A 25175-nucleotide genomic window follows, 5' to 3' on the forward strand; every position below is an offset into this window, starting at 1 on the left:
GCAAAAGAGTTCTTCTAGACTAGACATGAGGGCAAATTGGGCGGGATTTTTAGCAATTTCAGCCTATCGAGTTTGCCCCTTTCTTGTCCCATTCCTTATCCCGAACTCAGGTTCGCTACTTGATCGACAGCGCAACCTGAAGAGCCTGATTCAGGATTTCAGTCGCTTTTGCTCGATTTGCAACTCCGTCTTTGGCAAGGTACTGGGTCGCGATCACGGTCAGTGCTCGGCTCTTGTACTCCTTCGTGTCTGTCCCTTGGGCAACTTGTAAAGCTTGCTCAAATTGTCCATTTTGAGCAAATGATCGAGCTAAAGCAGGCATCAACCAATCTAAATGAGCAGAATTATTAGACAGCGATGGAATCGACTGCACAATTTGCTGTGCCTGCTGTGGTTTTCCTGCCTCAGCATAAGCAAGCGCGACTTCAGGAAGGATGCCTTGAACTCGTTCTCGTTGAGCAATCTGCAACGCTTGGTCATACTGCTGATTTGCCAGATAATATCTGACGATTTCAGAGAGAGCCAAGTTTTTTGCACTTGAGAGCGATCGCGCCACCTTTACCGCCTCAGCAGCTTTTCCAGCTTTGGCATGCCGCAGCGCGATCACTTGCAACACTTGCTCTCGGTCTGTCTGCGTTTTAAGCTGACCTGCCAACTCACGCGCAGTCTGAAGCTGTCCGATTTCAGCATATCCTCTGGCTACTTGGGCAACGGCAGAATTGCGAAATGGGGATGGGGCTAATGCCTGTGCTTTCGATTGAGCGGTCGCTAAAATCGCCTTAGCTTGACTCAATTTTCCTACGGCCGCGTACTGAGTCGCAGCTTTGCTGAGAAGATGGACTGGCTCGGAGGGAAACTGAGTTGATCGCAGGGCTTGAATTTCCAGTAGAACTTGATTGAGTAGCGCGATCGCTTGCGGTTTCTGTCCACTCCCAATCAGCAAATCGGAGACTTGAAGTGTTTGCGTGATATCCCAGGAACTATCTGCTTGCGATTGCGACTGAGAACGAGCACGAATGCTCTCTAGAGCCTGCTGAAGCACGACTGGCAAGAATTCTGTTTGCCCAGTGCGCTTGAGTTCAAAAGCAATCCCCAGGAGAGTTTGCCGCCGCATTCGGAGATTTGGATTGCGTTGAGTAAAGGCGATCGCTTCATCTAAAACTTGCCTCGCTTGCTCAGGCTTTTGATCCTCCTGATACGATTCCACCACTCTAATCATGGCGATCGGGCGAAACCAGTTATCCACTCCTCGAATAATTGCCAGCGCAAAATCGTAATACCCTGCTTTTGCGTATTCACCCGCTCTGTTGAGCAATGATTCTTCTGGTGAGGTGGCACTGAGGGTACAGTTCGCGATCGTTTGAGTACGCCCAATCTGGAACGCTTTTGTGAGCAATTGTTGCCCTTTACTCGCTTGACCTACCAGCGTGTAGCCGTTGGCAACCCGCATCAACGGTGTTGCTTTATAACAATCACTCTGCATCGTTTCTGTGAGGGATAGCGCCTGATCCAAAACGCTCACAGCCGCGGGAGATCGATCAATTGAGGCATATTGAAACGCAATCTCAGCCACTAAAGGAGCTTTAGACTCGCTTCTTTCCTTCCCAAATCCCGGCTGGCTGGGCAATAGCACCGTAAGCAGAGCGATAGCCATTAAACTTTTACTGCGTCTGATTCCTAGTGCCATGTCTCTGCCCTCACGTTTGGAAATGTGACTATAACTTATGGTGACGCAAAATCAATGGTGACGCAAAATCAAATGATGAGTTCGGCTTGTGCGAAGGTTCACCCAAACTTTATCAATGCTTATAACTGTTATAGAGAGCGGGGGATTGTGTGCTAGACATGAGGATGGCTTTTAAGAAGCTGCGTTTAGAAGCAGAATTCAACGATCCTGATCCACACGCCTAGCACATTACCAACATTAGGTTTAGTATCGCTATTATTGTTTGAGACTCAGAATAAGATGACAGAGACCAGCATAGTTTATGACTACGAACAGAATGAGGTGCGCGTGTTCACTGATCGCGGTGGCGTTGCCAATCAGATCGAAAAGCGACTTAAGGGGGACTGCACGATCGCAGAGAACAGATCCGGCGATCGCATCACTTCTTGGAACATCACGATCAATATGAAGTATTGCAGAAATGCTTATGCGATCGCTAAAGTTCTGCGTTTCACCCTGCAAGTAGAGCCGCGCAATCTCTGCTAAATCTGATTCTCTCTGTGATGGTGATCGTCCGTTAGCCATAGAAAACTTGTCCCAGCGCTTACAAACTTCATTTCACGAGGGTGAAAGTTCTGCAAGTTCACATTATGGCTCCGCTGAGACCGACGGCTATTCACCTCAGCCCACGCAATTCGACTAATGGATCGAATATTCCCATACCAAGTTGCGTTCAATCTGGACTTTGACTCTAGTATGTGTGAACCGCAGTATAAGCCTTCTAGTTAAATAAATCAGCTTCGCACACAACAAAAACGGCGCCATAAATCTCGGCATTCATAGCTTTTATAGGTGAAATAACCATTAAAAGCTGCAAATACGGAATCAATGCCGCCGTTTTTGTTATTCAGTTTGTTCTCGGCTCGATCAGATTTGGCTCACAATTTCAAGCCAATCGCTAGAACCAGGGCGAACGAGGGGACTCGAACCCCCGAGTGGAGGAACCACAATCCTCTGCCTTAACCACTTGGCTACGCTCGCCATTGCGATACTTAGTATAGCACAAGAAACGAAGATGGATGAAAAATTCAGAGAACTTGTAAACGTGATACAACGTCGAAAGAACTCGGATCGACAGTCGAAGTGGTGTGTGATGAAAACTTCTCAAATTGTCCTAGGTGTGTTGGGGTTAGGTGTGGTTGGCTTTGCAGGACTCATGGTTCTGACCAATCCTGATGAAGCAGCCTTCGGCGAATTTGCGCTGGAGCAGGTTAAAACTCAAGGATGTAGAGAAGCACCGCAATTTATTCGTAGTCAGTGTCCTCGATTTGTGCAAGACAATCAGGCACAGGTGAAACGGCTGATTCTGCAAAGCACTGCTCGTCAGAATTACGGATTGTTTAGTCTCTACAGCACGACACTATCAACGCGATCGATCGTTCCAGATTTGCCGATTTTTCTGGATTTACCCGCTTTTCAGTTAGAAACGGTTGGCTTGATGGGCAAGTTTTATATCTATCAAGCCGAGAAACAGCCACGTTAGGCTTGATTCAACTGATAATTGTCATCTTTTGCAAGGAGTTTTTCTCGCATCTGCGGAATTGCAAAGAGTAGCGTGACGGCGTATGCCAGCATTCCGCTGCTGTTTAGAAATGGAGGCATAAACAGCGGCAGAATTAAAACAAACTTTCCTAAATGATTCGCCTTTCCAAATAAGTAGACAAACAGCGGAATAAACCAAACAATTCCCATAATCCAGGTTTGCGGATTGAACAGATGAATACAATTAACGATCGAAAAGAACTGATGTTCAGCCGATTCGCGTCTTAGGTAATACATCAAAATTAAAAAGGCAATGAATCCAACGGTTAAAGATGCGATCGGCTTTCCTCGCAAAAATGGATTCATAAATCCATGCACAAAATCATGCGTAACTCGTAATCCAGTGCTATCGACTGACATCACAACTCGATTAATCACCGTTTGTCCATGTACTGTGATCGGTACTTCGCTTGTAATTCCTGCAAATACTCCGGGCAACATCCGTTTGAGATAGCTTGTATAGATAGAGTTCCCCAGGATAGGCAGGGGTGCAAGCAGTAGAACTACGATCGAAGCAAATGAGTAGAGAACGACTCTAACCTGGCGTTTTGCAATGAAGTAGAGAATGGCGATTGCAGGAAATAGCTTAATACAAAAAGCTAACCCAAATAGTGCCCCCGCTAGAAATCTCTGGCGATGTTGCTGGTGTAAAAAGAAACCTAAAATTGTGAGATAGCAAACAAGAATATCAATTTGTCCTCGCTCAAATGCAGCAAGAACAGGAAAAGAAGTCATCGCAAATAGTAGTGCTTCTCCTTTAATTTTGAAATTGCTTCGACGAACTAATTCAAATAAAAGAAGCCACAGCAAAATTAGGATAAACGAACTGTAGATGATCTTTGCCGTTGAATAAGAAAATATGGCAAGCGGTGTGAAAAATAAAGCGGCGATCGGTAAGTAAATAAATCCCGACATAAGTGCTTCTCCTGCATTCACAGGAACGAAGAACTCAGGATGTTTTGTCACATGATTGATGTATGGATCTAAACCGTATAGAACCGATTTTCCTGCAATGTAATAAGGACGAAAATCGATTTGATAGGACTCTAAAACTAAATAAACAATGAATACAGACGGCAATAAATAGGTAAAATAAGCTCGCATAAATCGGAAAAGATCTTTTAGGAAAATTGGGATTTGAGACATGACGATTCGCGCTCCTTTACCGTTGTGAGCGTAGCATTTTCTTTTGATGCGATCGCGCCTTCCTTGTAGAGAGCTGCTTTTTTCCCTATCTTTCGTAAAATCAGCATCAATAAAAACCTATGGTATACCGACGACTGCACTTTATTCTCAAGCGTCCATTGCCTGTGTACCATAGAGTGTCTAGACCCTATTTACAGATGTAGCAGGTGAAGCATGACCGCAGTGACTCCCAATCCAACGTCTACCAAACCCGCCTTTACCGAAGGCATTCAATACTTTAGCGATACAGTGCCAGGGTTTGAGACGTATGGCAAAACGTCTGCGATCGCAATCGGACAAACCGCTATTTCTGATCCAACCGATCCGACCGCAGGCTATCAAACGCTTCTGGCTGCGGACGCGCTGCGCTACTTGATTCTGCAAATGACTGCAAGTAAAGCGTCGGGTCATCCGGGCGGGTTTGCAAGCCAAGCCGAAGCCTATGCTGCATTCGTGATGCTCGGTCACAAAAATATCATTACTGAAGTCGGACACCACGCACCGGGCTTTTATAGCGCTATGTTCCTCGATCGCTCCCTCGAAGATATGGGCATCGAAACCGTTCAGCAACTGCGCGATCGCTTCCGCGAAAAACATGGTTTGCTCGGTCACTTGTCCGGTTTTATTCCAGGCATTCTTGCGCCCGCAGGGCCGCTCGGTCAGGGACAACACTTCGCAATGTCAGCCGCGCTGTTACACCGCGATAAACTTTTCCCGTTCACGGTGGGCGACGGAGGCTTGGGTGAGCCGTACATCATGAGTTCGATGGCGCACTTCAATACGGCATTTCCAGGCGTGACGAATTTCCTTCCGGTGCTGGTGTGGAACGGCTATTCGCAAGAGCATCACAGCATGGTCTCGCTCAAAACCAACGAGCAAATGATCGAATACTGGAAGGGCAACGGATTTGAGAATGTGATCTTGGTGGATGCGAAGGATTTTGACGATCGCAATCAACCTAGTGATTACGTTGATAGCACCGTTTTCTCGCTGGAACAGCGCATCAAGTTCGCGAACGCCGTTCTGACTGCTGCCGACAAAGCCGCAACACTAGCGCTCGGCGGTCAGTTAACGGTGTTCATCATCAAGCAGCTTAAAGGCGCAGGAGTTCACGCTAAAGGGTCGAAGTCTCACAATCTTTACGCACAGCATACTTTGGAGAACGAAGACATTATTGCTGCACTAAAAGCCCGTGCTCTAACTCCAGAAGCTTGGGAACTGGTGCGATCGAACTGTGAACGAGCCGGCGGCGGATCGGCAAGCAAAACGGTCGTGACTGAATTTGAGCGCACTCTACCAGACTTGGGACAGTTGCCGCTCGAAGAGTATGCGGTTGGGGGTGATGCTAAGGTTTCAACCACGGCAATGGGTCGATTGGTGGGGCATGTGGGACAGGTCGATCGTGCTTTTCTCGTCACCAATGCAGACGGAAACGAAGCTTCAGGAATCGCCAACATTAACCAAGTGCTGAAGATTATTCACCCGACTGAAGATTCGCTCTACCACCAAGCGCCGAATGGTCAAGTGTATGAACCGCTGAGTGAAGATGCTTGTGCGGGACTGGCAGCAGGATTGGCACTCATGGGAAGTCGATCGCTATGGTGTTCTTATGAATCGTTTGCGATCAATGGTTTACCGATTTGGCAAACAGTGACGCAAGCGATGGCAGAATTACGCCGTTCTACACCTTCGACAATTACCTTATTTACGGCTGGCGCATTAGAGCAAGGTCGCAATGGCTGGACACACCAGCGCCCCGAAATCGAAGCGTATTTTGCTGCAATGATGCGAAACGGCAACGTATTTCCGTTGTTCCCACCCGATGCGAACAGCATTCAAGCCTGTTACGAATGGGCGCTGACGACGAAAAATAAAGGAATTGTGATTACCGCAAGTAAGTCACCGTTACCGATTCGGACAACGTTTGAGCAGACTCGACAAGCGATCGAGCAGGGTGCGATCGTGCTGCATGAATCCACGGGATCGAAAACGATCGTGTTTGTGGTGATCGGGGATATGACGCTTAACCCTGTGTTTGCTGCCGCTTCGACCTTGGAATCGCAAGGGTTTGGAGTGCGAATTGTGTCAGTGGTGAATCCGCGACGGCTGTATCGTGCCAGCGATGTCGCTTGGGAGATTTGCTCAGATCCAGATGGCGGATTTATCGACGATGCAACGTTTGAAACCTTGTTCGGTGGCGATGTACTGATCGGGGTGACAGGGGGTGCAAGCGGAATGCTAGAGCCGATTATGCTCCGGAGTACCGCAAGACGGGATACGTTCGCCTGGAAGCGGGGTGAAACGACTGCAACGGCTGGAGAACTGATGGCAGTTAACGGCATCACGGCAGAAGGATTGGTTAAACGATCGATCGAACTGTCGAAATAGTTGAGCTTTGGCAAGACGAATTAGAGCCGATTCGTCTTGCCAGAGTGTTTTCAATCAATGATTGCAATTCATAACACCGCGATCAGCTCAGATCAGCGAACTGGGCATGATACGCTTGCTCTTTTCAAACTGTGAAACAATGGAAGACAATACAAAGGCTTCAGTTTGTGTTGGCACATTTGATCAATTCGGAATGCCGATCGCCCTCACCAAGCATCTGAGCGAGCCTGCTACAGTCGCATTTCAAGTCGTTACCCTTAATGTGCTGCTCGCTTCCTCACTCGGTCTCGAAGTCGCTGAAACCACGGTTGTTCATCATAGAAATGGTTCTTGCATCCGAATTGAGCGTACCCTCAAAGGCTTTACGGCATCTCTATCGGAGAGCGATTCCGTCGAACCTACAACACCAAAACCCTGAATAATTGCGGCAGAATGAAGATCGTTCGCAATCTTTGAGTAACAACATGGCACAGATGGACGATCGCAAAAAGCGCATCATGGAACACCTATCCCGCAGTACCAACGACTTTAGCAAACCTTTGCCTGCAAGCTCTCTAGAGCGTAAACAGCGAATTTTGGATCACGTTCGTCGGACGACGGGCTAGTGTAAATTCAAGAGCGATCAAGTTTACGATCGCTCTTGCTTATTTCTGGCAAATCGGAATCTCAATGCAAAACTCGGTACCTTGATTCAATTGAGAGCGGCACTCTAGCAAACCTCCGTGTTTTTGCACCACAATCTCATAGCTGATTGCCAACCCCATCCCCGTTCCTCTCCCGATCGGTTTTGTTGTAAAGAAGGGATCAAAGATTTGAGCTTGGGTCTCCGCTCCCATCCCCTTGCCGCTATCCCGAACAGAAATCAAAGCGCGATCGCCCTCAACTCGCTTTGTCGTAATCCAAAGTGTTGGCACCTCTTGATCCGATTCTTCGAGCGCATCGATCGCATTACTCAGAATATTCATAAATACCTGATTGAGTTGTCCGGCATAGCATTCAATTAAAGGCAAAGCTTCATAGTTTTTGACTACCTTAATCCCGCGAGAGGCGCTGTCTGATTTGAGCCGATGCTGCAAGATCATTAGCGTATTATCAATTCCCTCATGAATATTCACTGCCTTCATTTCCGCTTCATCAAGCCGAGAGAAGTTCCGCAGCGATAGGACAATCTGGCGGATTCGCTCAGTTCCAACTTGCATTGAAGCAATGATCTTAGGTAAGTCTTCGCGCAAAAACTCCAAATCAATCTCACTGGCTTGGTCTAAAAGCTCGGCTCCAGGATTAGGATAGTATGCCTGATACGCATCAATCATACTCAGGAGGTTGTTCGTGTAGATGCTGAGGTGGCTGAGATTCCCGTGAATAAAGTTAACCGGATTATTAATTTCATGAGCAACACCCGCCACCAATTGACCTAAACTGGACATTTTCTCAGTCTGAATTAATTGGCTCTGAGTTTGCTTCAAAGTAGAAAGCGCGTCCTTTAGTTGCTTTGCCTGCTGGCGCGTTTGAATCAACAACTCTGCTTGTTCAATCCCAATGCTTAATTGCACTGCAACCTGGCTCACAAACCGAATCTCGGCATCTGTCCACTGACGCGGAAAATCGCATTGATGTACGCAAAGTAAGCCCCACAGCAAATTGCCTCGTAAAAGCGGTGCAACAATGTTGGCTTTGATCTCAAATCGGTCGAGTAAGGCACGATAACAAGGCTGAAATTCAACCTGATTCACATCGGAAATCGAGCTAACGCGCCCCTGTCGATTGCGCGGATACATCTCGTCGAAGCAACGGTCTTCCACATCCAAACCTAGAATCCCTGGAAACCCCGTCCCGACATCCTCGGCAATGACTTTTCCCCAATTGTACTCGCTGCTGCAGTCGAACTGATAGATGCAAACTCGATCGACGCTGAGCGATCCTCGCAGTTCTTGAGTGACGGTTGCAAAAATCGTCTCAACCTGGAGCGACTTCCGCATATTCGTGACGACATTAAATAAAATGCGCTGCTGCTCGGTTGCTTGCTCCAGTCGGGCAGTCCGTTCTTGTACCTGTAGTTCCAAGCTGGCATTGAGCGCCTGCAATTTTTGATGCGTCTCGTATTGCTGAATCGCTGTTGCAAATTGCTGCGCGATCGCACCCGCAAATTCTAAATCCGTCGCCGTCCAAGGCTCAATTTTTCCTCGACAAGATTCGCGCCAGACCTCAAACGACTGACGCGGGTAGAGTTGTCGATGATCGGGATCGACTCTTCCTGCCCAGAGAATTTCCGTTTCGATCTCGTCGCGAAATATAGTGAGATATCCTAACAATTGCCGTCGATACCAGAGCGGAATGACCAATAAGCCGCGAATATTGGTGAATCGGAATGCAGGCTGGAGGTTCCGTAAACTTGATTCTTTATAGAGGTCTACGATCTCCCAAATGGGCGCTTGCTCATGCTGAAATCGATCTTTCCAGGCACTATATTCTTCAAGCAGTGCAAAGGGCGCATTTTCAGGCATTGTTGGCTGGCTCCCTGCCTGAAATAGCCGGACACAATTACTCGGAAGCTGCGGATTGCGAGGCGGAATCGCTGCCAAAGATTCGGCGTAGACCCACAACCGCCCCCCGGAACCATTAAACGCAGCAACCGTACTCTCTAATGCAGCTTGGAGTTCGATCGTAGATAGCGAGTGCAGTAATCCACTAATTTGATTCAGCATTGCCTCACGGGCTGCCTTAGCGCGGGCTTTCTCGGTCAGCGTCGATTGCGCGATCGCAACAGTGAGCAAATCGACCACCAGTTGTAGCGCTTCAATTTGCTCTTCGGAGATCGTCTGCGGCTCGACGTGATGGATAACTAGCAATCCCCACAGCACTGTCTCCTGCAAGATCGGAATCACTAGAGACGATTGAACGCCCATTGCCGTGAGATATTCCGCGTGGCAAGGATCAAGCGGACGATAGCGAATTTCCTCTGGTGCTGCCGGATCGATTCCACTCTGTCCGATCTGGCGCTCGGCTAAATTCACCATTGATCGCGCTCGCGCTTTGACAAATAGTTCCCTAGCGTGGGGTGGAACATCATCTGCGGGAAAGGTTAATCCGAGCAGTGATGGTAAGCGCTGCTCTCGAATCCACTCCGCAACGACCCGCCCGGTCTCATCGGCTTGAAACTGGTAAATCTTGACGCGATCGCAATTGAGAAACTGACCAATTTCAGTTACGGTTGCTTCAAGAATTCCAGACAAGTGTTGCGATCGCCGCACCCAAGACGTGACTCGACTGAACAGTTCTGCGTCCGGGCCTGGAGCAACCGTCTGAAAACCCATACTAACCACCTTATTTATATTGTTCCATGAGAGCAATAAGACTTCATCTTTGCTTCAAGGATCAGTATGGGCAAAGTCTTCTAAATTTTGACAATGAACAGAGAAGTTTTAGCGATGATAGGGCTGGGCTGGCTTAGAATGGCGCGATCGAAAATCTAAACAATCCTTTGCCGCAGGGGTCATCGCGCTATGCGGATTAACTGCACATTTCATGTAGGGATTGTTATTAAAGAATTGGCACTTCTTACACGGATACTGGGCAAGCTGGCGATTGGTTTTGACTTCTTTGCGGCTGAGTTTCCAGGTGTCGGCAATAATACACACAACGCCTGCCCAAATCGCAACGAAACAAATCGGTACGAGCAGGAGCGAGGCATCCTGCACAATTTGTGAGTCTGCGGTTGCACGATCCGCAGGAGGTTGAACGATTTCGGTACGGAGGAGAGGCTTTTCTGAGGGCGACATGGTGACAGGAGTGAGGCGCACGGTTGGGGTTAATCCTTCTATTATTTGTATCGATCGCGCCCAAACACTATCTCTACCGGGGGAATTGAGTTCTTCTCTACTGCGGTATGTCCATAGAAAGAGGTTCACTTGAAAGGCGAATAGCCCGCGAATGCTCAGCAGAAACGCCAACGTTGCAATGGTGATGACGTAAGAATCACGTCTGTATTACAGAGGAATTCTCTTAAACTGTGTAACCTTGAGTGAGCGCTAGAATGACCTAAGCTAAATCTTGCTCGATAGAGACCCATGAGGAGGATTTGAGTTAAACTAGCTCGAATACCAAGCGCCTGATGAGGTTAATGGCACTGCTTGTCCGCTTTTCCACCTTGCTATTTTTCATAAAGTCTGAGTAAGCACTTTTGCTTATCGTACAAAACATCACGAAAGCATAAGATATCTTAAGATTTTCTTTATTTCCCGCTCAGAATTAAGTATCTATAGTAGGGATACGCGGTAAGACCCCATGAATGATTTACTTTCTAGCCCGCCACTTCGCGCTCTGATTGTTGACGATGACTTGGACTCTGTAATTCTGTTAACCACACTGCTTGAAATGCACGGGGTTGATGTGACTTCCGCTTTCTGTGCAGATCAAGCCATGCAGAAACTACGATCGCAGCCTGACATCTTGATTGCAGATTTGGCAATGCCTCATATCGATGGCTACGACCTAATTCGCCAGATCCGCACCCTACCTCCAGAGCAAGGCGGTCAGATTCCTGCGATCGCGGTTTCGGCTTGGGTTGCGATTGAGGCGCAAAATAAGGCGGTCAGTGCGGGCTTTCACACCTTTATTACCAAACCTTACCAACTGACAGAACTGCTTGAAACGGTCTCACAATTAACAGACTGGAGACCGCTCGAATCTGGGGTTACAGCCTAATAATCTTTGTCGCTGTTTTTGAACGTCCGCCGCATCACCCACTGTAAGAGGTCTGGAAACAGTCGATTTGAGAACACTGAGGCTCCCGCAGACCCAACAATCACTTCAGTCTTTTTATGTTTTACAGCGTCTAGAATTGCTTTCGCTACATCGTCTGGTTTCTCGACGACTGGGACGCTGAGAACTTGCTCTAGTTGCTTGCGACGAGCGATCGCGTCTTCTTCATCCTTGCCGCGAAAAATTGCCCGCTCCATGAAGTCGCTCTTGATCAAATTCGGATAAATGCCACAGACGGTAATCCCTTTGGGGGAAAGTTCAGATTGTAAGCTTTGAGTGAGTCCGGTTACAGCAAACTTAGAGGCTGAGTAAGGCACAAGGTAGGGGATAGGAACTTTACCCCCTGAAGATGAAACGTTGACGATCGTGCCGCTTCCTTTTGAGAGGAAATGCGGTAACAAGGCGTGAATGGTGTGAATGTATCCCCACAGATTTATATCGATTGCCGTATGCCAATCTTCGAGCGTAAAACTATCGGCAGGCCCTGAGATATAAACGCCTGCATTATTCACTAACACATCGATCGATCCGTATTCAGAGATAGCTCGATCGATCAGTGTTTTTACTTGGTCTGCATCGCGGGTATCGGTTGGAATTGCCGTAACCCTGGGCGCGATTAATTTTAATTCTTGAGCAGCGGCGTTGAGGCGATCGGCGTTACGGGATGCTAATACAAGGTTGTAGCCACCTTGAGCGAAGCGGAGGGCAGTGGCTTTCCCAATTCCTTGAGATGCGCCTGTGATAATTACTGTAGAAGCCATAACAATCATTGAGATAAAGCGTACTTTTAGTGTGGTTTGAATCCTATCAAATTCGTCTAACCTGCGTTAGATTTTGATAGTTAATCGGCGAAATAAGCAGATTTAGTTAATATTTAGAGATACGCGAAAAGGCTTAAGTTTCAAGGCAGAGTAGAGATTCGCCCCTCAGAGAGATAGCATTGTGTCGTTAAGTTTCTAAGCTGTCATGTAATGCAATTTCATTGCTGTTTCTGCATAGTAAAACAAAAACTTATTTAGAAAGTTTCTTGTTAAAAGCTCGGTCTTTGTCTGATCAAGTTCTACAACACCGCCTAAGAATGTTAATATTTGCAAAGCGTTTGTGTTGAAGCAGCACCTGTGGAAATTTGCCGCTCATTCTGAATGTTTGTGGAGTTATCCCGTGGTTTCTTTTCGTTCCGCCCCGATTCGGTCTACACATGATTCTGGAATCAACATCGATCGTGGTGTCTTCGTTGCGCTCTCGGTTATTGGTGTGTGGGCTGCGAGCCTGACAATTTTGCTCACCACTGATGTCAACTCGATGCCGCTATTTGTAAAGATTGCAGCGATCGCGCTACAGACATTTTTGTATACCGGATTATTCATTACGGCTCACGATGCGATGCACGGCGCTGTTTCTCCTAGCGATCGTAAACTGAATGACTTTATTGGCTCAGTTGCACTCCGCGTTTATGCGTTGTTTTCATTGAAAGAAATGATTCGGACGCATTGGCAACACCATGCCCATCCTGCTTCTGAGTCTGATCCTGATTTCCATGACGGTCAACACAAAAATTTCTTTGCCTGGTATTCCTATTTCATGGTGCGGTACTGGAGCTGGACGCGCATCTTTGGACTGGTTGCAATTTTCCACATTGCACATCGCTTATTTCACATTCCTGAAGCAAATCTAACTCTGTTTTGGGCGATTCCATCGATTTTGAGTTCGGTTCAACTGTTCTTTTTTGGAACCTTCTTGCCGCATCGTGAGCCTGTAGGCGGATATCAGAATGAAAGCCGTTCACAAAGTACGAGCTGGTCGCCGCTCTGGTCGTTTCTTAGCTGCTACCATTTTGGCTATCACCTAGAGCATCATGAGCGCCCGGATTTGGCTTGGTGGCAGCTTCCTGAACTGCATCAGCGCCGACTCAAAGAGGAGCATTCTGCTTAAATATCATGTCAAACTGGGTAGAAGTTCTCAACGAGTATTCGACGAAAGATCTGGAGCAGCGGAAGGTTTGGTATTCTCCGGTTGTAGAAGCCTACGATCGAGCACGACCCCGCTATCCAGAAGCGTTGATTCAGCGAGTGGTTGAGGTTGCTCAGTTGTCGCCTGAATCGAGAATTTTGGAAGTCGGTTGTGGATCGGGCCTAGCGACAGTAGATTTTGCTCGGTTGGGATATGAGATCGATTCGGTGGAGCCGAATTTGGAGTTCTGTCGGTTAGCTCAGCAGAACTGTGCCGCTTATCCGCAGGTGAACATTATTCCTCAGACCTTTGAAGAGTGGCAGGTTGAGTCTGGAAAGTATCAGATTGTACTCGCGGCAAATGCTTGGCACTGGATTGCATCTGATATCAAGTATGTGAAAGCCTCTGAAGCATTACAAAACAATGGTGCTTTGGTGTTGCTATGGAATATGTCACTTGAGCCGAGCCGTGAAGTGCATCGGGTACTGGATGAGGTTTATCAGCAGATCGCACCGTCGATCGCTCCCCAGTATGAGGGCAAGGACACTCAGGAAGAGATTTTGCAAGGGCTTGGAAAGTTAATCGGTGATTCAGGACTATTTGAGGCTCCAGTAACGGAAACGATCGCCTGTGATCGGATTTATGAGGTCGATCGTTATTTGGAGCTTCTAAGCAGCTATTCGCCGTACATCGCTTTGGATGCACCGACGCGAGAAGCGTTGTTTCTGGGGTTGCGGAGTGCGATCAACCAGCAATTCGAGGGCAAGATTCAGCTTTTCAACCTTTCTGCCTATCAGATTGCAAGGAAGCGGTAAATGCTGACTATCGAAACTGAGTAATCAGAAACAGATAGCAACCAAAGTTAATCAATGCAACCATCACTAGCAACATCAACTAAAAGAGTCCTCTTTGCTGCCACCAAAGATCAATGCGCTGCAACATCACCAGCACTTTTGCACCAATTAGCGCCCCGACCATGCCAGCAACCACGATCGAGCTTCTTTGCGTCGGCTTAATCGTATCTCGGCGGAAATTTCGCAGCGACAACCGCAGCGCAACGGTATAAGCGATTGCCTCAAAGAAAATGTGAGGATGAATCTTAAATGCACCAATCCCGATATAAACAGGAAAATTCACACAACGTTTTGAAATAGAGGAATTGCCTCACTATACCGACAGTCTTTGACAAATTAGCGGCATCGTTTCAGAAATCAAAGCTTCTTTACAGACGGTGGCTTGATCGCTGATGTAATCGATCCCTGAAAAAATGGTGATCGCACCCTGTAACAATTGGAACACTCAATGCTAAATTATTCGCTGATTATCTAGGTGCAATCGCACATTTATCAGGCGTATGACTCGATCATTTGCAGCGTTAGTCAGTTTAGTGTGTCTATTTCTAGGTTCCTGTGGATTTCTGATTACAACCTCAGACTGTTATGGCTCAATTCGGGCAGGTGTGATTAGCATCTTTATGTCTGCACTAGCTTGGGGCTATTTGAAACTTGTCAATGAAAAGCCGATCGGCTTCTGGCTGATGCTCTATCGCAGTGGAGTGGCAATTGCAGGCACGATCGTTGTGTTTGCAGTCTGGCGAATCTTAGGTGCAGTGCAAACTACAGGTTGTCAATTAGGCTGATTTAGCGCCGCTCTTAGATTTCCTTGATGCTCAGCCAATAAGCGATCGCACTCTGCTTTTGAAAGTCCTGTCCAGTGCATCATCAAAGCAGTCTTCACAGAGCGATCGCCCTTTTCGAGTAATGCTGCGGCTTGTTCTCGATCTAAATCGGCGAGGTCACAGAGAATTCGTAAGGCGCGATCGTGCAGTTTAGTATTCGTCACCGCCACATCAATCATGCGATTGCCATAAACCTTGCCTAATCGAACCATTGTTCCCGTTGAAAGAATATTCAGCGCTAGTTTGGTCACGGTTCCCGCTTTTAACCGTGTGGAACCTGCTAACACTTCTGCCCCGACTAACAAGCGAATATCAACATCCACCTTAATCTGAACTTGTTCTTGAGGCACACAAGCCATAAAAATTGTGGTTGCTCCGCGTTTTCTTGCTTCTGCTAAAGCTCCATGAACATAAGGAGTCGTCCCACCTGCGGCAATACCCACCACAACATCGATCGTGCTTACCTGCCGCTCCGCGATCGCCGCCGCTCCTTGATCCGCCAAGTCTTCTAGCCCTTCTGAACTTCTCACCAAAGCATCCGCGCCACCCGCAATAATGCCTTGCACCATTTCCGGAGATGTACAAAAAGTAGGCGGACACTCTGCCGCATCTAACACGCCTAAACGACCGCTTGTTCCTGCACCGACATAAAACAACCGTCCGCCTTGACGTAACTTTTCTGCGGTTAAATCAATCGCTTTCGCTAAAGGTTCTCGTGCCTGTGCGATCGCGCTAATCGTTTTCGCATCTTCCTGGTTAAACACATCAACCAGCTCGATCGACGAAAGCTGGTCGAGATTTGCACTCGCTGGATTAACTTGCTCGGTGAGTAAATGTCCGCGCTGTTGAAGTTGCATAACCATTCGGAGAAAAACGCAACCTGTATTCTACCGCTTTGAGTACAGCGAAACTTAAATCCTGATGCTTCTGAACCCTGCTAAAGACAGAGGAACCTTAAGCCAATAAAAACGAAGGTAGAAGTGGACGACTTCTCGATGGGGAAACTATGCCATTAACAGGTAAGGTTGCAGTCATTACAGGCGCAGGATCAGGAATCGGACGAGAGTCAGCACTATTGCTGGCTGAACACGGTGCCATCATCGCTGGAATCGATTGGTCTGCAAGCGAGATCGAGGAAACGGTTGAAAAAATTCAGCATCGGGGCGGCAGTGCGATCGCAGTGGTGGCTGATGTTTCTCAACCGGAGCAAGTAGAATGTGCGATGAATGAAATCGCTCAAAAATTTGGGCGGATTGATATTGTTTTCGCTAACGCTGGAATTAATGGCGTTTGGGCACCGCTTGAAGAGATTACTCCTGAAGAATGGAATGAAACTGTCAATACAAATTTGAACGGAACATTTTATACGGTCAAATATGCTGTTTCATATTTAAAAAAACAGGGTGGAGCAGTGATTGTAACCGCCTCCGTGAATGGAACTCGAACCTTTAGTAACACGGGTGCAACAGCTTACGCTTGTACCAAAGCTGCCCAAGTCACCTTTATGAAGATGATTGCACTGGAACTCGCAAAAAATAAGATCCGGGTGAATGCAATCTGTCCAGGTGCGATCGGAACCAATATTTTCAACACTGCACATCCAAAACACATCGAAACAATCAAAGAGCCTGTGGAATATCCGCATGGCACTGTGCCCTTAAATGGTGGCTTACCTGGAAGAGCCGAGCAAGTGGCTGAATTGGTGCTCTTTCTTGCTTCGGATGCCGCGAGTCACATTACAGGTACAGAAGTTTGGATCGATGGTGCAGAATCTTTGTTAGTTGGCTAATGTTAGTTAGCTAATGTTAGTTGGCTAAATTGTTTATCTGGTCAAGATCATGCCTCAAGTTTTTGGAAAGCTTCCTACCACTCGTCAGCCCTGGATTTCGTTGGGTAATGTCGATCGCGTTGACATTGCCGAGCGCTCAATTTTGCTCACTTGCGGCGAGGCTTGCTTAAAACTTAGTATTTTGGCGACGAATCTAATTCGAGTGCAACTTGCCCCAACGGGCGAATTTCTGCCGCGTCGATCGTGGGCAGTGAATCGACCGGATGAAGAGTGGAAAACAGTCCACTTTGAGATCGAAGATAAGGAAACAATCACAATCAGAACTGCTCAAATGCGGGTCGTGATTGAACGTTCTCCCTGTCGCATTCGCTGTTTTGATCTAGAAGGCAAACCGTTTGCACAAGATACAAACATTGCTTGGCGGATGGGACAGGTTGCTTGCTGGAAAACGATCGAAGCTGACGAACATTTCTATGGCTTTGGGGAACGGGCAGGACTATTAGACAAACGATCGCAGATCAAAACCAATTGGACAGTCGATGCGCTGGATTACTCATCGATCGATGATGAGATGTATCAGGCAATTCCATTTTTCATGGCACTGAGACCGCAGTTAACTTACGGCATCTTTCTCAACATCCCACATCTCAGTCAGTTCGATTTAGGTGTCACTGAACCAGGCACCTGGCAGATGCAAGCTCAGAGTCCAGAATTAGACTACTACATCATTCATGGCACCACTCCGGCTCAGATTCTTGAAACCTACACAGAACTCACCGGACGAATGCCGCTCCCGCCGAAATGGTCGATCGGCTATCATCAATGTCGCTGGAGCTATGAATCTGAAGATGTCGTGCAGGAACTAGCCCAGGAGTTTCGATCGCGCAAAATTCCCTGCGATGTGATCCATCTCGACATCGACTACATGCACGGGTATCGGGTGTTTACCTGGAGTCCAAAGCGCTTTCCTGATCCAGCAAAGCTAATTGCTGAACTGAAGCAAAATGGCTTTAAGACGGTGACGATCGTTGATCCCGGTGTGAAATATGAACCGGATGGAAACTATCCGGTCTATCACGAAGGCTTAGAGAAAGATTGTTTTGTGAGAAGTGCAGACGGTAAGTTAGTCGCGGGCTATGTGTGGCCTGATAAGTCTGTGTTTCCTGATTTCTTGCGCTCCGAAGTGCGTCACTGGTGGGGCGACTGGCAGCGAACCTTAACTGATGTTGGAGTTGAAGGCATTTGGAATGACATGAACGAACCTTGCATTGCCGATCGACCCTTCGGAGATGAAGGCAAATATATCTTTTTCCCAATGGATGCACCCCAAGGCAATCCTGAAGAACAGGGAACCCACGCAGAAACACACAATTTGTATGGCTACAATATGGCGCGTGCTTCGGCAGAAGGCTTAAAACGACTCCGACCAAGTGAACGATCGTTTGTTTTAACGCGCTCAGGATTTGCCGGAATTCAGCGCTGGTCTTCGGTTTGGATGGGTGACAATCAATCGCTTTGGGAACATCTCGAAATATCCTTACCAATGTTATCGAACATGGGATTATCGGGGGTTCCTTTTGTGGGTGCTGATATTGGTGGATTTGCCGGAAATGCAACCGCCGAACTATTTGCGCGTTGGATGCAGGTGGGAATGCTTTATCCTTTGATGCGGGCACATTCAGCCCTGACGACTGCACAACATGAACCCTGGGTGTTTGGCGATCGCGTCGAAGCCATCTGCCGCGAATACATTGAATTACGTTATCAATTGCTGCCTTATTTCTACACTTTATTCTGGCAAGCTTCACAAACAGGTGCGCCGATCCTCCGACCCTTGCTGTATGAGTATCCAAATGATTCAAAGACTTATCACCTTCATGATCAAGTGCTGCTCGGTACACATTTGATGGCAGCTCCCGTCTATCGTCCTGGTGTGGAATATCGCGCCGTTTATCTACCAGAGGGAACCTGGTTTGATTGGTGGACAGGTGAAAAGTTCAGTGGTAATCAACATATCTTGGCTCATGCTCCACTAGAACGAATGCCAATGTATGTCAAAGCGGGCGCAATTATTCCAATGCAGCCTGTGATGCAATATGTCGATGAACATCCGATCGACCAGCTTCGATTGCGAGTTTATCCAGGTGAAGGTGAATTTACGCTGTATGAGGATGATGGTCGATCGTTTGACTATGAATCGGGTCAGTTTGCTACCACAACTTATCGAGTTAACAATTTAACTGTTGAGATTGAAGCACGACAGGGACAGTGGCAACCGAGCGATCGAACTCTCTTAGTTGAGATGGTTGGGGTTGGTGAACAATCAATCGAAGATGACGGTACTGCAAAGCAATTAGTATTTGATGTCTAAGTCGCATGAAGCAGCGATGGCAAACTAGCTTGGACAGAGTTCAGTAGCGATAGACTACCTGTTAACCAAGTGAGCGCAGAAATGCTGTTAATCTGCTTTTCTCGATAACATAAACTTTCTGTAACTTGCCATATGGAACTAAAACTTTAGCATCAGAAAAAGCCACGATCGGCATCACAAACTGTAAGCTTTTTTGTTTTCTGACTTGTAAAGCCTGTTTCATAGCCTGCTCAAGAAAGTCTTTCTCAAAGGGATAAGTTGTGTTTCCTATGCGTCGAACTAACTGTTTCCCATCTGTTGTGACTTCTCCTCGATGAGACTTAACATCAATCACATACGCTTTGTTTTGAGGAGAGATACAAACAATATCAGTATCTCCTAATCTATTTCCTAAGCGCATACCATACTCAATTTCCCAGCCCTCCTGCTTTAACTGAGAAAGTTCCTGAGCAATTTCTTCCTCACCCTTCGCACCTTGATCAGCATGATTAGCACGTTTCCACCAAAACATTCCATTAGCAGCGAAACCCAAGGCAGCGATCGCAAAAAGTACATGAAAGATAAATGCGAAATTTAGTGGACTTTGAGCTTGGGAAACATTGATAGAAGGAATTTGCTTTAAGAAATTGTTAGTGATTCTAACTAAAAAGAAAGGTAAGAAAATACAAAATCCTGCTTCAGTAAAAGAAGTGATAGCTTTTACTCGTCTCTTTGCTGCTAGCTCACGCACATTCTGTCCTGCTTGACGATTTGCTTTGGGCATAGGTTTTGAATACTGTCACAAACTCTATTAAGATTGCCCAATTTTGAAGATTATAGGATCGTCAATACTGATGCCTCCTAAACCAATATTGCTACGGCTTAAGAGGCGTTTAGAACTCATCAAAGAAATATCGCTTAAACTACACCCGTCACCGTTTCAGCACAATTCGATAGCGGGCTTTTCCAGCTTCTAAATGTGCTAATGCTTCATTAATTTGATCAAAGGCAAAGGTTTCTGTCACAGGTTCAATTCCATGCCGCACCGCAAACTCCAGCATCTTTGCTACAGTTGCCGGACTACCAAGCGGACTTCCTGATACAGACTTCTGCCCACTAATCAACGGAAAAGCACCTAACTGAATTGCACCTGGAACGACTCCAACAAAATGCAATCGCCCTTTGGGACGCAGTGCATTGATATAAGCTCCCCAGTCTAAATCTGCATTCACAGTTGAAAGAATAAAATCAAACGACTCCGCAACGGCTTTGAGTGCTTCTGGATCGCGAGAGTTCACAAAATGAGCCGCACCCATCTCTTGAGCTTCAGCCGCTTTATCGGGATTCGTTGAGAAAGCCGTCGCCTCACAGCCCCAAGCTTTGAGAAATCGAAGTGCCATGTGTCCAAGCCCACCAATACCAATCACCCCGACCCTATCGGTCGGCTGCACATCAAACTGAACGATCGGATTAAACACCGTAATTCCCCCACAGAACATCGGGCCTGCCTTGGCTGGATCGAGTCCTTCGGGTAGCGGAGTCACCCATTCTTCAAACGCCCGCACTTTGTCCGCAAATCCGCCGTACCGACCGACGATCGTTTGCTCTGCGGTCGCACACAAATTCTGATCACCCGACATGCAAGATGAGCAATGCAAACATGAATGTGAAAACCAACCCAGCCCCACCCGTTGACCGATCTTGAGTGTTGTTACTTGATCGCCCACTGCCGCGATCGTTCCTACCACTTCATGCCCTGCAACCGCCGGATACTGACTCATTCCCCATTCATTTTTGAGCATACTCAAATCGCTGTGGCAGATCCCGCAGTATTCAACATTGATTTCGACTTCTTGATCTTTCAGCGCTCCTGGATCGTATTCAAAGGGTTCCAGTGTTCCGCCTGCTGTTTTAGCTGCGTAAGCGTGAATCATGCGTGTTTCCTTGTAGGTGGCAATTAGCCTTTAATCATAGGGAAAATAGCTAAAGACAAAGATAGTTTTAGAAACAATTTAGAGTTCTACAATGATCGAATTGCATGAATCAATCCTTCGCAAACTCGTGTAAGAAAGTCGAAATCAATTGTTTCAATGCGATCGCTCGGTTTGTGATAGTGCGGATTTCTCAAGTTTGCCGTATCTGTAACCATTAATGCGCGATAGCCTCGATCCCAAAACGCAGCATGATCGCCTCTACGAGTATCCGGAACAATCTTTCCCCGCATTCCAGCAGGCAACCATTCACAACCAACCTCCGATCGACGAATTCCTCGACTCAATCGAATCAAATCTGGAATTGTTGGAATGTTGCCAATCAACGCGATAAAGTTTCCCTGATCTGGATAAAATCGCTCTAATCCTGCGGGATAGCGTTGTGAGTTGCGATCGTGATTACAATATCCCAACATTTCTAAAGCAATCATCAAGCGCAACGGTTCACCATTTAATGAAATCGCATACTGTGTGTTCCCGAAGGTATCCGACTGTGTAAAAATCTCTTCTAAATCAAAGGCAACTAATCGAATCGGATACCGCGCTGATTGTTCATAAAATGCCTTTGCCATCTCTAACAGCACAGCCACACCGGTTGCATTATCATCTGCACCCGGAGAATTTGGTACTGCATCATAATGTGCGCCAATCAGAATCGGAGGCTTTGTATTCTCACGCCCTGGTAGATTCAGAATCCAGTTGTAGTGCGTCCGCTTGCCAACCTGAAACGCATGAGATTCAACCGTTCCCCATTGTGCAAACTGTTCGCGGATGTATTGCTGAACATAAAAATGTCCCTGAGTTGCAAAGAACGGATCACGATCGCGCACCACCGCTTCGAGGTGCGATCGTAGTCTTGCAGTGGTCTCTTGCATCTACACCTCTATTAAACAAACTCACCTTTTGCAACTAAGATAACTTTGCCGCCTACTGAAATTTCAAAAGCTTCCTTTTCCTTTTTCGCTTGTAGCAGCAACAATGAAGGTCGCCCAATTCCGTAGCCTTGCTCCACTCGAATGTCGATGCTTGCACCGCGCTTCGCGTTCGACCTCTGACCGAAATAATCATGCTGCACCAGATAAGCTGCTAAACATCCATTTGCACTACCGGTGGCTGGATCTTCGGGTGTTCCTGCGATCGCTTCAACAAACACGCGCACACTTAAATGATTCTCTGCACTTCGAGTTTCAGGACAAAAAATCAGAATTGCCTTTGCTTCAGTCGTTTCGATCAGCCTAAACAGTGCGTCTCGATTCACCTTTGCTTGTTGCAAGGCAGCTAAATTCTTAAGCGGTACAATAATAAATGGTAGACCTGTAGAAACTTCCTCAATCGGAGTGCGATCGTCAATCTGTAACGGATTCAGTCCCAAGACAGATGCGATCTGCTCTCTTTCTAGCTGTTTCCCAAATGTTGGTGTATTTTGCCGCCTCCACAGTAGGTCAATCACTCCACCGGAATACGTTACTGTAACGGGAATTTGCCCAACTTGCAGATTCAAGCTAACAGTAGATACTGATTCCTGAATGACAGCTTGTTGCAAAATGAACGCTGTTCCTAAGGTGGGATGTCCTGCGAAGGGAAGCTCCTGATTTGGAGTAAAAATGCGGACTGGATAGCCCTCGTTCTGGGGCGTCTCCGATAGGATGAACGTCGTTTCTGAATAGTTCATTTCCTTTGCGATCGCCTGCATTTGCTCGGTTGTCAGCGTCTCAGCTTGACGAAAGACGGCAAGGTGGTTCCCAGCAAACTTACGCTCAGCAAATACATCCACAATGTAGAACGGTAGCGACATTCATTCCTCTCCAGTATGTGCCAGAAGATACATTAAAAGACAAATCACTTTTTAATGTGAAGAAGATCTATCTCCTCCGGACAGTCCCATTTTGTACCAGGAAAACTTTATACTAAGTTCTGACAAAAAAGTATTGCTGTTTACAATTTTGAAGTCAAACTAAAATGTTGATACTTGGACTTATGTGGGTCGCGTCGTGGTTTAGCGGCATTCCCAGTTTGGGAAGCAAGCTTCTAGACACACCCAAATATCTCACCCATGTTCTATGTCATAGCCGCGTGTGTCAATCCACGCTGCCGCGATCGTCCTCGCCACACCTCGCGATCGCAGCCCAGAACTCTCTCAACTTTGATCTCACCACATCAGACTCCCACAATCATACTCAATCAAGCTGGCTGAACACAGTCGAAGAATTACTCTTATCCTCAAGCTCGAACTCCCATCATCTCAGCGAGTTCCTTGATTCAATGCAATCTCTGTTTGAACAGTTGCCAGTAGTTGCTCCCTCGAAAGACACAGCTTCATCGGTCGCGATCGTAGAGGTGACAGATGACGGAACTCCGCTAAATCACTCAGAACCTCTCGTCCCAAGGCTTGGATTTTGGCACTGTCCCACTACTAAAACTGCATCCAGTGGCTTTCAGCTTTGGGTCAAGGGTTGTCAAATTGCCACAGTCCGCGATCGTGCCTCCGCGCAAATGCTAGCTGATCAGGTCACGCAACTGCTCGAAATTCCTAACCTTGATGCTGCAGCGCTTAAAGCCGTACTCGACAACAACCAGTTTGCAGCAAAACTGGGTGATCGCACCATTTTCACCATCAGCGATCGTGTTGCCTCTCGGCTCGGTCGCCCTGCTGAACTTCTAGCTATTGAGTGGGTGAACAATCTCCGGGTTGCGCTTGGACAAACCAGCATTCCTTTAGCAGAAGCGCAGATAGAGATGTACCAGTTAGCAAAAACCGACCACAGCATCGGGGGCATGGCATCCTGGTATGGCCCTTATTTTCACGGTCGCCAAACCGCAAACGGCGAAATCTTCGATCAAAACGAACTCACTGCCGCTCATCCCACCCTGCCGCTCGGCACCTTTCTCAAAGTGACAAATCGGCTCAACGGCAAGAGTGTGATCGTGCGGATCAACGATCGCGGCCCCTATTTTGATAATCGCGTCCTCGACTTGTCTAAGCGAGCCGCAAGGCTGCTCAGCAGCGAGGAGCGCGGAGTCGTGCCGATCGAAGCCACAGTGATGGAATCTGCCTTGATTGCACAAACTAAAAAACCGCCGCAGCAGGTCGCCCGCGTGATTACAGGCTACTGATGCAAAATAATGTGTCGCTTTGCATCGATCGTCAGCCAGCCTTCTTGTTTAAGCTGTCCAATCAGGCGCGTGACGGTGACGCGGGTAGTGCCGATCGCATTGGCTAGCTGCTGATGAGTCAATCGCACCTGAAGCCTTGTCCCGCGCTGAGCAGGTTGTCCAACTTCGTGCCGGAGTAAAACCAACAACTGTTTCAATCGCTCTTCAACGCGACGGCAACCCGATAGCGCGAGAAACGCTTCAGACTGCTGCAATCGGCGGCTGAGATGGCGAAAGAGTCCTTGACACAGCGCCGGAGATTTCTCAACTTCTGCAACGGTCAAGGGCAACAAATCGACATCGGTCAAAGCGATCGCTTGATACGGCGAAATCCACGTCAGCGGCAAGCCAAACGGCATCGAAGGGGTTGCCATTCCCAGTAACGCCTCATCTCCCGTCGGGTGCAGCGTGTTAAGAAGAACAACGCCTCGACATACCACCCAAAGCTCATTTGAACGTAAAGGAATTCCTTGACCGCCGCGAAATGGCTGTAGAGTCCGCTCCCGATAAAGCTGTTCGAGAAGAAGGCGCGAATCAGGTAGCTCAATCAACGGTGCTGCGAACGATTGGATCATGAATTCTGCTCCCGTGCTGAAATCCCGTCTCTCACTCTAAGGCTCTAATACCAAGGACAGGTAATTTCCAGATTGGCGTTTGGTTAA

Annotated in this window: 23 protein-coding genes, 1 tRNA gene and 1 pseudogene; 12 read left to right on the forward strand and 13 right to left on the reverse strand. The window is 47.4% G+C overall.

Annotation, left to right across the window (positions count from 1 at the left end; all coding sequences use genetic code 11):
* Window positions 1-115: 115 nt before the first annotated feature.
* Entirely contained in the window at window positions 116-1654 is a 1539-nt protein-coding gene (locus NC980_RS18460; protein WP_190375754.1) for a hypothetical protein, read from the reverse strand.
* A gap of 312 nt (window positions 1655-1966) precedes the next feature.
* Here NC980_RS18460 and NC980_RS18465 point away from each other — a divergent pair, with 312 nt between their 5' ends.
* The gene (locus NC980_RS18465; RefSeq protein ID WP_190375755.1) at window positions 1967-2212 is read left to right on the forward strand and encodes a hypothetical protein; all 246 of its coding nucleotides are present in this window, start codon (window positions 1967-1969) and stop codon (window positions 2210-2212) included.
* A 422-nt stretch (window positions 2213-2634) separates the two neighbouring features.
* Here the strand turns inward: NC980_RS18465 and NC980_RS18470 are convergent.
* Window positions 2635-2707: transfer RNA gene (locus tag NC980_RS18470), tRNA-His, on the reverse strand.
* 112 nt (window positions 2708-2819) lie between these two features.
* Between NC980_RS18470 and NC980_RS18475 the strand changes: the two genes are divergently transcribed.
* Window positions 2820-3209: a DUF4359 domain-containing protein gene (locus NC980_RS18475; RefSeq protein ID WP_190375756.1), complete on the forward strand. Its 390-nt coding sequence runs from the start codon at window positions 2820-2822 to the stop codon at window positions 3207-3209.
* Here the strand turns inward: NC980_RS18475 and NC980_RS18480 are convergent.
* Window positions 3206-4414: a glycosyltransferase family 87 protein gene (locus tag NC980_RS18480; protein ID WP_348253947.1), complete on the reverse strand. Its 1209-nt coding sequence runs from the start codon at window positions 4412-4414 to the stop codon at window positions 3206-3208. The genes NC980_RS18475 and NC980_RS18480 overlap by 4 nt on opposite strands.
* Window positions 4415-4627: 213 nt before the next feature.
* Here NC980_RS18480 and NC980_RS18485 point away from each other — a divergent pair, with 213 nt between their 5' ends.
* The 3 genes from NC980_RS18485 (at window position 4628) to NC980_RS18495 (ending at window position 7446) form a co-directional block, all read left to right on the forward strand.
* Window positions 4628-6841: a phosphoketolase gene (locus NC980_RS18485; RefSeq protein ID WP_190375758.1), complete on the forward strand. Its 2214-nt coding sequence runs from the start codon at window positions 4628-4630 to the stop codon at window positions 6839-6841.
* 106 nt (window positions 6842-6947) lie between these two features.
* Entirely contained in the window at window positions 6948-7259 is a 312-nt protein-coding gene (locus NC980_RS18490) for a hypothetical protein (RefSeq protein WP_348253949.1), read from the forward strand.
* Between the two features lie 46 nt (window positions 7260-7305).
* The gene (locus NC980_RS18495; RefSeq protein WP_190375760.1) at window positions 7306-7446 is read left to right on the forward strand and encodes a hypothetical protein; all 141 of its coding nucleotides are present in this window, start codon (window positions 7306-7308) and stop codon (window positions 7444-7446) included.
* 39 nt (window positions 7447-7485) lie between these two features.
* Here the strand turns inward: NC980_RS18495 and NC980_RS18500 are convergent, their stop codons facing one another.
* Together NC980_RS18500 and NC980_RS18505 are read right to left on the reverse strand one after the other, a co-directional pair.
* Window positions 7486-10155 (reverse strand): GAF domain-containing protein, encoded by a 2670-nt coding sequence (locus NC980_RS18500; protein ID WP_190375761.1) that lies wholly within the window; start codon window positions 10153-10155, stop codon window positions 7486-7488.
* Between the two features lie 108 nt (window positions 10156-10263).
* Window positions 10264-10749 carry a hypothetical protein gene (locus tag NC980_RS18505; RefSeq protein WP_348253952.1) on the reverse strand — a complete coding sequence of 162 codons (486 nt, stop codon included), beginning with the start codon at window positions 10747-10749 and terminating at the stop codon, window positions 10264-10266.
* 376 nt (window positions 10750-11125) lie between these two features.
* On the opposite strand from NC980_RS18505, the gene NC980_RS18510 reads away from it, so the two are divergent.
* A complete protein-coding gene (locus NC980_RS18510; RefSeq protein WP_190375763.1) occupies window positions 11126-11545 on the forward strand; it encodes a response regulator in 420 nt (139 codons plus the stop codon).
* Here NC980_RS18510 and NC980_RS18515 read toward each other — a convergent pair.
* Window positions 11542-12363 carry an SDR family oxidoreductase gene (locus tag NC980_RS18515; protein WP_190375764.1) on the reverse strand — a complete coding sequence of 274 codons (822 nt, stop codon included), beginning with the start codon at window positions 12361-12363 and terminating at the stop codon, window positions 11542-11544. The genes NC980_RS18510 and NC980_RS18515 overlap by 4 nt on opposite strands.
* 400 nt (window positions 12364-12763) lie before the next feature.
* On the opposite strand from NC980_RS18515, the gene crtW reads away from it, so the two are divergent.
* Window positions 12764-13534, forward strand: a complete 771-nt coding sequence (gene crtW, locus NC980_RS18520) for a beta-carotene ketolase CrtW (RefSeq protein WP_190375765.1) — start codon at window positions 12764-12766, stop codon at window positions 13532-13534.
* A 5-nt stretch (window positions 13535-13539) separates the two neighbouring features.
* Entirely contained in the window at window positions 13540-14367 is an 828-nt protein-coding gene (locus tag NC980_RS18525) for a class I SAM-dependent methyltransferase (RefSeq protein ID WP_190375766.1), read from the forward strand.
* Window positions 14368-14449: 82 nt separating this feature from the next.
* Here NC980_RS18525 and NC980_RS18530 read toward each other — a convergent pair.
* A pseudogene (locus NC980_RS18530) lies at window positions 14450-14689 on the reverse strand (diacylglyceryl transferase); the annotation flags it as partial.
* Between the two features lie 217 nt (window positions 14690-14906).
* Between NC980_RS18530 and NC980_RS18535 the strand changes: the two are divergent.
* Complete coding sequence (locus NC980_RS18535; protein ID WP_190375768.1) at window positions 14907-15191, forward strand: hypothetical protein; 285 nt, start codon at window positions 14907-14909, stop codon at window positions 15189-15191.
* Here the strand turns inward: NC980_RS18535 and murQ are convergent.
* Window positions 15179-16087 (reverse strand): N-acetylmuramic acid 6-phosphate etherase, encoded by a 909-nt coding sequence (murQ, locus tag NC980_RS18540; RefSeq protein WP_190375769.1) that lies wholly within the window; start codon window positions 16085-16087, stop codon window positions 15179-15181. The two genes, NC980_RS18535 and murQ, sit on opposite strands and share 13 nt — an antisense overlap.
* A 149-nt stretch (window positions 16088-16236) precedes the next feature.
* Here murQ and NC980_RS18545 point away from each other — a divergent pair, with 149 nt between their 5' ends.
* Both NC980_RS18545 and NC980_RS18550 read left to right on the forward strand, forming a co-directional pair.
* Complete coding sequence (locus NC980_RS18545) at window positions 16237-17019, forward strand: SDR family NAD(P)-dependent oxidoreductase (protein ID WP_190375770.1); 783 nt, start codon at window positions 16237-16239, stop codon at window positions 17017-17019.
* Between the two features lie 49 nt (window positions 17020-17068).
* Window positions 17069-19390 (forward strand): glycoside hydrolase family 31 protein, encoded by a 2322-nt coding sequence (locus NC980_RS18550; protein ID WP_190375771.1) that lies wholly within the window; start codon window positions 17069-17071, stop codon window positions 19388-19390.
* A gap of 61 nt (window positions 19391-19451) precedes the next feature.
* Here NC980_RS18550 and NC980_RS18555 read toward each other — a convergent pair whose 3' ends face one another.
* From NC980_RS18555 to NC980_RS18570, 4 genes are all read right to left on the reverse strand, one after another.
* Window positions 19452-20153, reverse strand: coding sequence for a nuclease-related domain-containing protein (locus NC980_RS18555; RefSeq protein ID WP_190375772.1), 702 nt, complete (start codon window positions 20151-20153; stop codon window positions 19452-19454).
* Window positions 20154-20301: 148 nt separating this feature from the next.
* Window positions 20302-21303: an NAD(P)-dependent alcohol dehydrogenase gene (locus NC980_RS18560; protein ID WP_190375773.1), complete on the reverse strand. Its 1002-nt coding sequence runs from the start codon at window positions 21301-21303 to the stop codon at window positions 20302-20304.
* A gap of 86 nt (window positions 21304-21389) precedes the next feature.
* On the reverse strand, window positions 21390-22235 hold the full coding sequence (locus NC980_RS18565; RefSeq protein WP_190375774.1) for a M28 family peptidase: 846 nt from the start codon (window positions 22233-22235) through the stop codon (window positions 21390-21392).
* A gap of 11 nt (window positions 22236-22246) precedes the next feature.
* Complete coding sequence (locus tag NC980_RS18570; RefSeq protein ID WP_190375775.1) at window positions 22247-23155, reverse strand: PhzF family phenazine biosynthesis protein; 909 nt, start codon at window positions 23153-23155, stop codon at window positions 22247-22249.
* A 182-nt stretch (window positions 23156-23337) separates the two neighbouring features.
* On the opposite strand from NC980_RS18570, the gene NC980_RS18575 reads away from it, so the two are divergent.
* The gene (locus tag NC980_RS18575; RefSeq protein WP_348253957.1) at window positions 23338-24474 is read left to right on the forward strand and encodes a septal ring lytic transglycosylase RlpA family protein; all 1137 of its coding nucleotides are present in this window, start codon (window positions 23338-23340) and stop codon (window positions 24472-24474) included.
* Here NC980_RS18575 and NC980_RS18580 read toward each other — a convergent pair.
* A complete protein-coding gene (locus NC980_RS18580; protein ID WP_190375776.1) occupies window positions 24468-25088 on the reverse strand; it encodes a Crp/Fnr family transcriptional regulator in 621 nt (206 codons plus the stop codon). The two genes, NC980_RS18575 and NC980_RS18580, sit on opposite strands and share 7 nt — an antisense overlap.
* Between the last annotated feature and the right edge of the window lie 87 nt (window positions 25089-25175).

The sequence above is a fragment of the Leptolyngbya sp. AS-A5 genome (genome assembly GCF_039962495.1).
Classification (GTDB): Bacteria; Cyanobacteriota; Cyanobacteriia; order Leptolyngbyales; family Leptolyngbyaceae; genus Leptolyngbya.

Bases quoted from the DNA above. Each gene is read 5' to 3' on its own strand.
- NC980_RS18490 (WP_348253949.1), top strand. From the start codon at position 6,948: ATGATACGCTTGCTCTTTTCAAACTGTGAAACAATGGAAGACAATACA.
- NC980_RS18500 (WP_190375761.1), bottom strand. From the start codon at position 10,155: ATGGGTTTTCAGACGGTTGCTCCAGGCCCGGACGCAGAACTGTTCAGT.
- NC980_RS18465 (WP_190375755.1), top strand. From the start codon at position 1,967: ATGACAGAGACCAGCATAGTTTATGACTACGAACAGAATGAGGTGCGC.
- NC980_RS18545 (WP_190375770.1), top strand. From the start codon at position 16,237: ATGCCATTAACAGGTAAGGTTGCAGTCATTACAGGCGCAGGATCAGGA.
- NC980_RS18475 (WP_190375756.1), top strand. From the start codon at position 2,820: ATGAAAACTTCTCAAATTGTCCTAGGTGTGTTGGGGTTAGGTGTGGTT.
- NC980_RS18510 (WP_190375763.1), top strand. From the start codon at position 11,126: ATGAATGATTTACTTTCTAGCCCGCCACTTCGCGCTCTGATTGTTGAC.
- NC980_RS18480 (WP_348253947.1), bottom strand. From the start codon at position 4,414: ATGTCTCAAATCCCAATTTTCCTAAAAGATCTTTTCCGATTTATGCGA.
- NC980_RS18555 (WP_190375772.1), bottom strand. From the start codon at position 20,153: ATGCCCAAAGCAAATCGTCAAGCAGGACAGAATGTGCGTGAGCTAGCA.
- NC980_RS18535 (WP_190375768.1), top strand. From the start codon at position 14,907: ATGACTCGATCATTTGCAGCGTTAGTCAGTTTAGTGTGTCTATTTCTA.
- NC980_RS18485 (WP_190375758.1), top strand. From the start codon at position 4,628: ATGACCGCAGTGACTCCCAATCCAACGTCTACCAAACCCGCCTTTACC.
- NC980_RS18515 (WP_190375764.1), bottom strand. From the start codon at position 12,363: ATGGCTTCTACAGTAATTATCACAGGCGCATCTCAAGGAATTGGGAAA.
- murQ (WP_190375769.1), bottom strand. From the start codon at position 16,087: ATGCAACTTCAACAGCGCGGACATTTACTCACCGAGCAAGTTAATCCA.
- NC980_RS18560 (WP_190375773.1), bottom strand. From the start codon at position 21,303: ATGATTCACGCTTACGCAGCTAAAACAGCAGGCGGAACACTGGAACCC.
- NC980_RS18460 (WP_190375754.1), bottom strand. From the start codon at position 1,654: ATGGCTATCGCTCTGCTTACGGTGCTATTGCCCAGCCAGCCGGGATTT.
- NC980_RS18580 (WP_190375776.1), bottom strand. From the start codon at position 25,088: ATGATCCAATCGTTCGCAGCACCGTTGATTGAGCTACCTGATTCGCGC.
- NC980_RS18525 (WP_190375766.1), top strand. From the start codon at position 13,540: ATGTCAAACTGGGTAGAAGTTCTCAACGAGTATTCGACGAAAGATCTG.
- NC980_RS18575 (WP_348253957.1), top strand. From the start codon at position 23,338: ATGTGGGTCGCGTCGTGGTTTAGCGGCATTCCCAGTTTGGGAAGCAAG.
- NC980_RS18550 (WP_190375771.1), top strand. From the start codon at position 17,069: ATGCCTCAAGTTTTTGGAAAGCTTCCTACCACTCGTCAGCCCTGGATT.
- NC980_RS18570 (WP_190375775.1), bottom strand. From the start codon at position 23,155: ATGTCGCTACCGTTCTACATTGTGGATGTATTTGCTGAGCGTAAGTTT.
- NC980_RS18495 (WP_190375760.1), top strand. From the start codon at position 7,306: ATGGCACAGATGGACGATCGCAAAAAGCGCATCATGGAACACCTATCC.
- NC980_RS18565 (WP_190375774.1), bottom strand. From the start codon at position 22,235: ATGCAAGAGACCACTGCAAGACTACGATCGCACCTCGAAGCGGTGGTG.